Source organism: Sphingobium jiangsuense (assembly GCF_014196495.1).
GTDB classification, from domain to species: Bacteria; Pseudomonadota; Alphaproteobacteria; order Sphingomonadales; family Sphingomonadaceae; genus Sphingobium; species Sphingobium jiangsuense.
Window position 1 is genome coordinate 1 of the sequence record NZ_JACIDT010000043.1, and the last position, 6,938, is coordinate 6,938.

Annotated in this window: 4 protein-coding genes; all 4 read right to left on the reverse strand. The window is 60.6% G+C overall.

All coding sequences use genetic code 11. From position 1 onward, the window contains the following. Positions 1–472: 472 nt before the first annotated feature. The 4 genes from GGR43_RS22940 to GGR43_RS22955 all read right to left on the reverse strand — a co-directional run bounded on the left by GGR43_RS22940 (position 473) and on the right by GGR43_RS22955 (position 5,988). The gene (locus tag GGR43_RS22940; RefSeq protein WP_037523531.1) at positions 473–3,916 is read right to left on the reverse strand and encodes an ATP-binding protein; all 3,444 of its coding nucleotides are present in this window, start codon (positions 3,914–3,916) and stop codon (positions 473–475) included. Position 3,917: 1 nt separating this feature from the next. Further along, the gene (locus GGR43_RS22945) at positions 3,918–5,177 is read right to left on the reverse strand and encodes a metallophosphoesterase family protein (RefSeq protein ID WP_246343994.1); all 1,260 of its coding nucleotides are present in this window, start codon (positions 5,175–5,177) and stop codon (positions 3,918–3,920) included. Positions 5,178–5,287: 110 nt separating this feature from the next. Then, a complete protein-coding gene (locus GGR43_RS22950; RefSeq protein ID WP_037523529.1) occupies positions 5,288–5,725 on the reverse strand; it encodes a hypothetical protein in 438 nt (145 codons plus the stop codon). Continuing rightward, positions 5,725–5,988, reverse strand: a complete 264-nt coding sequence (locus GGR43_RS22955; RefSeq protein WP_037523526.1) for a type II toxin-antitoxin system Phd/YefM family antitoxin — start codon at positions 5,986–5,988, stop codon at positions 5,725–5,727. Before GGR43_RS22955 ends, GGR43_RS22950 begins: the two co-directional genes overlap by 1 nt. Positions 5,989–6,938: the final 950 nt, after the last annotated feature.

Sequence of the window (6,938 nt, forward strand, 5' to 3'; positions counted from 1 at the left end):
GTCGTTCCTCGCATGGGCGATCGTCAACAACAACCAGCCCGTTCCCGACGTGTTCTCCAAGATGACCAAAATCGCAGCTTCGGGCCGACTGGGCCAATTAGCTGCAACTTCATGATTGTGCCAGCATCTTACCCGTTCAAAGAGGTGAGGCGGAGATCTTCACGAAGGAATTGGGCTGTCAGGGTGCAGCACCCTGCAATTCGTCAGTGCCAGAGAAATAGCCAGCGACCCCATCCATGACATACGCGAGCGTCGGCAGGTGTAGATCCGCATAGGCGCCTCGGTTTGGGTTATGGCTTGCGCACTTCAGTTTGATCGGCAGCTTTCGCCAAGATCGGGCGCTCACCGGAGCTGATGTAAACGTCCTACCCTGGTCGGAAGCTAACGGAATAGCGGACGGTCCGCACCTAGGCGTCGAAGTTTGCCGCCTGTACGGCAAGAATGGGACGAAATCGCAGCGTGGGCAGAAGCGCTACGTCAATGAACATTCTGAATGGATAGCCTCCCCCACCACGCTGCGCGCGATAGCGGCGAGATGGGGATGATGAGTGAAGAACAGCACTTGGGTGGAGCGAGCTAGCTCTGCCAGCACCTGAAATCCTGCTTCTGACCGCCGATCATCGAAGTTGACAAATAGATCGTCGGCAAGGAATGGCAGCCGCACGCCAGCGACGACGGACTGCTCCACGGCGGCGAGCCGCAAGGCGAGGAACAATTGGTCTGCAGTCCCCTCACTCATGGCCCCGATCTCGACAACAGTGCGTCCATCGTCGCGCAGTCCCAATAGCCTCGGCGTTGCACCGTCGGCGTCGATCCGCAGCGCCGCATAGCGTCCGGTCGTCAGAGTCGAGAATATCTCGCCGGCACGCAGCAGCATTGGGTCTTGGTGGCGCTCCCGATACTTCTCTATCGCCCAGCGCAGGGTGACCGCTTGCGCCCGTTTGAGAATAAACTGATCGGATAGGACACCAAGTTCCGCCCGCGCCTGCTCGGCGTTGGACGCGGCATCTGCCGCGGGATCCGCGTCGGTCTCCAGGCTTGCGAACACCCGCCTGGCATCACCGTGCGCGGCGGCGGCGGCGGCTACCTCTTCGTTGCGCTCCGCTAGTTCGGCTGTCGTCGTTTGTGTTTTTGCCGCGAGGCTGTCGATATCGACCTCGCCCACTGCATCAAGGAGCTCCGCCAACGACTTGCCATCTCCAGCGGCCGTTATGGTCAGTTCCAGTTCCGTTACTGCATCGCGTAAGGCGCGCGCACGCCGCGAGCGTTCAATAGCGCCGCTCAGCTCACCAAGAGCGGTCGAGGCGGTCTCCTTCATGAGCGGGAGCAGCGCCTCCATCGCGACATCGATCTTTGCAGTCTCGGCTGATATCTCCGCCGTTCTGCTGGCGATCGTTTCCTTCAGCGCCTCCGCGACGTTCCCAGCCGCTCGCGCCGACGTTAGGCGGGCGCATATGAGGTTGAGGCGGTCGGCAACATCAATCGTGGGCGCAATGCCGAGCGCGTCCGCTACAGCCGTCACCTCCTTCTCAAAATCGCGGGCTTCCTGCGCCGCCCCCTCGATGCGAGCCTGCAGCTCAGATTGCCTGGCGATGGCCGCTCGGAGTTCGTCAAGGGCGTCGAGCGTCGCGGTGGCACCGGCAATCTCCAGCTTTAGCCCGGCTTCAGTCAAAAGCAGGTTCCACTGCTCCGCTCGCGTCGCGGCCGCGTCCTCCAATCGCTTTCGACGGCGCCCCAGCGCCTCAGCATCTCGCTCAATTTGCATCGCAGCGGCCTTTTCGAGCTGCTTGCGCTGCGCCGCTTTTTCGCCCTCACTCCGGATCTGCTCAGCGACTGCCAGGACGGGCGCGAGCTCGGCGCCCACTGTCATCCCTTCTCTGGTACCCAGACACTTCACCAACTCGGCACGCGCTGCACCGCGTCGAGCGATTATGTCTTTGGCGGCATCAGTGGTCAAAGTGGCGTGTTGGGCCGCCGCCTCCACCTTGTCCCGGTCGGCGAGCCAGCCCAGGAAACGAGCCGGGTCCATCGCTGGGTAGCCTGAACTGATGAGCTTCTGCTGCCAGGCAGTGCTGATCATTTCTGCGCGCTTGGCCGCGGCGAGCGATCGCGCATCACCTTGGTCGGCTTCGAGATGGAGCTTGGCGCGCCGCTGCGCCATGTCGGCGAGGCGACTGGATTCGTCCGCCGCGGCGAATCGAAGGTCACTCCTCTCGTCTGCTTCAGTGATTGTCGCCTCGAACGCCATGACTGAATGCTCGGGCGACGGGAGTGGTGCTGCCGCCAATATGTGCGCGCGCAGCGGCTGCCATTGTTCGTTGCGCGCGGCTCGCGAGGCAGCAATTTCCTCCGCGGAAATGGCCGTGCCTGAAGACAGCTGCTCCATTTCAAGCGACAGTTTCGCTGCCTCTTGACGCGCGCGTGTGGCGTTCTCGATTTCTCGCGCAATTTCTGTTGCGATGTCGCCGAGCGCAACGCGCGCCTCCTCGATTTCAGCCCGGGTGATATTGGGAAGTGCGAACAGTGTTTGCGCGTCGCCGGCCCATGGCGCCAACCGGGCCAGCGCCTGTTGGAGCGAAGAGGCAGCCAGTTCGGCGTCCCGTTGTGCCGATACACATCGCAGGTCGGCATCCGCCCCAAGCGCACGGGCCGCATCGACCGCGGCAATGATGGCTGAAAGATCGCCGGCCGCCTCCTTTCCTTCGGCTTTCACCGACGCGCGGCGGAGAGCGAGATCCTCTTCGCTTTCGTCAATTTGACGCCGTGCCGACATATCCTCGACATGCTGGAGCGCGAGTTCACGCAGCCTGGAGCTGGCGATCCTGGTAGGAGGATTGCCAATGGTTTCAGTTTCCTCCCGTAGCCTTTCCACCAAGCCAGCTGCGGTGGCCAGCTCGCCCTCTAATCGAACTTGGTCGTTCCGTGCCTTCGACGCTGCACCCGCCGCCGTCACGAGTTCGTCAATTCTCTCGGCTTCGGCCAAGATCAATGGGTCAGTGTCTAAGACACCAATCTTCTCGACTGCCTCCGCCAAGAGCTTCTCGGCCGTCGCTTTTGCGCGCCCGGCAGCATCAGCGTCTGCAATGGCCCGTTCCGCTGCCGCCTCGCGGTGGGGCGAGATGGCGATGGTAGCCGCATGTTCTTCCAGGGCGTTGAGGTGGTCGGCGCGAAGGCGGATGGACGGAGCGATCCGACGGATGCGCTCGATGCGACTGAGCTGCGCGAGCACATCGTCTCGGGCGCGCTGAGCTTTGGTCAAATCCTCCTGCTTCGCGGCGACGGCGCTTTTCGCATCGAGCCAGGCTTTGGGCTTCAGAGACTGGTCCCGAACTGCGCGGCTATGAGTCTCGAAATCCCGTTGCGCCAGGGTGAAGGAACGACGCGCGGAGGCGCGCGGTCCCCAGATCGCGTCTGCCTCAGATTCCAGTTTGGAAAGCTCATCAGAAACGCCAGTTAGTCCCGAACCCGCTGCGAAAAGGGCACGGCCGAGATCGTTACGCGCTTCCACCATCGCGCGGCCGCCCTCGCGCAGACCTTCCTGATTCAGGCTGAATGAGAGACCGAACGTCTCGCGCGTCTGTCCGCGCAGCATCGCGAGCAGCGCACCCTCATCAAGCGGACGGTCATCGGCATCTAGGAGGGTCACGCCTGTGCCCTTCTTGCGCCGCAATGCCAGCGATTTCCCGTCATCTTCGAGCACGGCGCCGACCCTGAGCAGGGAATAATCGTAGATGAAATTATAGGGCGAGCGGGCGGGAAAGCCGAACAACAGGTCCGACACCGCGGCCATAGAGGTAGTCTTGCCGGCTTCGTTGGGCCCATAGATTACGTGAAGGTCGGGTGGGCCTGCCCGGAATGTCAGCTGACAATCCTCGAAATGCCCATAACGCTCGAGGGAAAGGTTGGCAAAGCGCATTTTATTGCCCCCTTGCCAAGCGCGATTGGAGCGCAAGGGTAGCGGTGTTGAGCACTGCGGACCAGTTGCCCTCGCTTGCAGAGCGCCTCAGATCCTGATCCTCAGCGGCACCCAGAGACGTCTGCGCAGCGAGCAGGAATGGAGTTAGGTCCTCGGCCAGCATGGCCGTGAGCACCGGATCCTGGGGCGCCTGGTGGATCAGATTGGCAAGGCCATCTGATACCATGAGGTCGCTGGTTTTCTGGGGCGTCCCCACCTCGACCCTCACCTTTTCAATGAACAGGTCGGGCGAGATGCCGCTGGCTATTGCGCGAGCGTCCTCGCGCAACGTGGCGGCGCGGTCATGCATCGCCCCTGCGTCATCCGTCATCCCAACCAGGACAATACGGGCCACAATCGGCAGGCCCGCAGAGTTTTGTTGCCAGTTCGCGGTCAAGGCAGCCCGCAAAAGATTGGGCACATCCCCCGCCGCCTGATCCGTGCAGTCGACCTCTATCCTCACCCATCGCAGCACGTCGAGCTCCACCCGGTCGATGGATGTGACCTGTAGGTCCTCGACAGTGACGATGACCGCGCCTTTTGCCCCTGTTTCCCTGATGGAGCGCCCTTGGGTGTTGCCAGGGAAGACGACATATGGATCTTCGCAGACGATTTCGTGCTCATGCACATGACCCAGCGCCCAATAATCATATTGCTTCGATCTTAGGTCATCGATGCTGCAGGGCGCATATGCGGCGTGGCCCTGCCGGCCCGCCAGGGCGGTGTGCAGCACGCCAATATTGAAGTGATGTGGAGCCGCTTCGGGATAGGCCTGCACGAGATTGTCCGTGACCGCGGAAGTGGCGAAGCTCTGCCCGCTGATCGCAACGCGAATGTCTGGGAGCAGATGGGTTTGAGGCTTTTTTGTACTAAAGAGCCGCACGTTGGGCGGCCAAGGTACGCTACGTGTGAGAACAGACGCCGCGTCATGGTTGCCCGCAAGCAGGAAGACGGGAATTCTAGCCTGATCCAGCCGCCCCATTGCTCTGGCGAAGTAGAGGCCCGTCCCCATGTCCTTCCAATCGCCGTCAAAGAGGTCGCCAGAAATGACAACAAAATCCACGGCCTCGTCGATGGCGTGCTGCACGAGGTTGTCGAATGCAGCGCGCGTCGCGCCGCGGATCTCAGCGTCTGGGAGGCCCTCGTAACGTGAGAGGCCATAAAGAGGGCTGTCCAGGTGAATATCGGCAGCGTGCAAGAAACGGAAGCTACTCATCATCATCCCCCTGGAGATTGAAGTCGTACCTCAATCCGAAGCGCAATTGCGCGCTATTTCTCCGTGTCCGGCTCACGTCACTCTGGCGCCATGCCGTGACTAGAACGACCTTCACGTCATGATGTGCGATTAACCTGACCAACCCGGCGAGCGTCGAAAGCTTCGAGCCATTTACGGCGAACAATTTCATAGAGGCTGGCAGGGAGCAGACCGTAAGCCACGCTGCCATCCTCATCGCCTGGAACAGGGCGAATGTCGGGACCGGGCCACTGGAAGCGATTGGCTTCAGACAGAATGATCCAGGAACGAGCATCATCGAGGCCGAGGCGGACCTTAGTTCGTGTGGGGATCTCGACCGCAAGCCGCTCATCGGCGGGCGGCGTGTGGGTCACCGGCAGGACTGTGACGATCTGCTGACCATCCTTGGTTATCGTGGTGAGCAGAACGGCACACGGCCGATCCTTGCCGCCGTCCTCAAGGCCGATTTTTGCTTCGTGGCTCCAGAGAAAGGAATATCGAATTACGAGGCCGGGAACCGGTGTAGGAAGCGGCATCAATGATCCCGCAGCTCGTCATCGAAATGGGCAGCCTCCGCTGCCGGACGTGCGGCTGCGATCGCTTCACGATCCTCCTCGGTGAAATCGCTCAGCGAGAGCACTTCTCTGTCGCGGCTCTTGAGCCGCATATATTCAGCATGCGACATGAGGACGAGGCTGTCATGCCCGTGATGAGTAATAGTAAGAGGGCTTTCCAAGGCTCGCCGGCTGATACGGCCGAATGATTTGGATGCCTCAACGGAACTGACAGAATGAGCCATGACGTTTCTCCTGTCCGCATAATACGGATTTTCCGGAGAGGTTCAAGGTGGCGGCTAAGCAAGCGGGGCGCGCCTTCTGGCCTCGCCCCGCTTGCCCCATCAGCTCGGAGCCGAGCTCAAGCCGCCTCTGTTCGTGGCACGAGATCGGCTTCCCATTGATCCAGCAGCCGCGCGACGGCGCAAGTCAACCTGCGCAGCCGCGCAATCTCCACCTCCCCAGCAGATGACGAAGCGGTCAGCGCCATGAGATATCTGTTCAGCCGATCGCGCTCCGTGCGGAGGAATGTCAGAAATGGGTGGGCCATAGCTCAATGCGGTGTCCGATCGAGATCCCGCAGCGCATCGACCGAGAAGGGGTGCCTGACATCGGGTGGATTTCTCATCGCGTGCTCGCCCTCAACGGCATGGGCGTCAGATGCCCACGATGCCAGGATAGATCTTTTCACCTCTGGCTCAAATTGGGGATGATGAACGACATCCAAGGGGTGTTGAAAATGGGAGAGGGACATTGGTTTGCCTCCTTTCTTCCTATCCTCTTCCTCTCGCTGCAGAAGAAAAATAAACTTTACGAGGATGGGTTCAAGAATCAATCTGAGCGCCCAAACGGTTGCTTATGGTGAAGCGGTAAACAGCTCGGATACGTTCTCGCAGCTGCGCTCTGGGCGTCGCCGGCCAATCGCGTTCCGAGGCGACAAGAGGATTGCTCCGTCCACTCACGGGAATGACTAACCTGAACAAAGGTTAATCTTATTCGGCAGAGAGTGTTTTTGCGCTATGACGATTCGTGCGACCCGAAGGCTCTGGCTTCAAGCTGAGAGTTTTCTCCTGGCCCGGTTGTTTTCGGATAACCGGGTCGGGCTCTGTTGCAAAAATCGTGAAGCTTGAGCATGCTTGGCGGAGATTGGACGGACGGAACGATGACGGATTTCAAGTGGCGCCATTTCCAGGGT

Bases quoted from the DNA above. Each gene is read 5' to 3' on its own strand.
- GGR43_RS22945 (WP_246343994.1), bottom strand. From the start codon at position 5,177: ATGATGATGAGTAGCTTCCGTTTCTTGCACGCTGCCGATATTCACCTG.
- GGR43_RS22940 (WP_037523531.1), bottom strand. From the start codon at position 3,916: ATGCGCTTTGCCAACCTTTCCCTCGAGCGTTATGGGCATTTCGAGGAT.
- GGR43_RS22950 (WP_037523529.1), bottom strand. From the start codon at position 5,725: ATGCCGCTTCCTACACCGGTTCCCGGCCTCGTAATTCGATATTCCTTT.
- GGR43_RS22955 (WP_037523526.1), bottom strand. From the start codon at position 5,988: ATGGCTCATTCTGTCAGTTCCGTTGAGGCATCCAAATCATTCGGCCGT.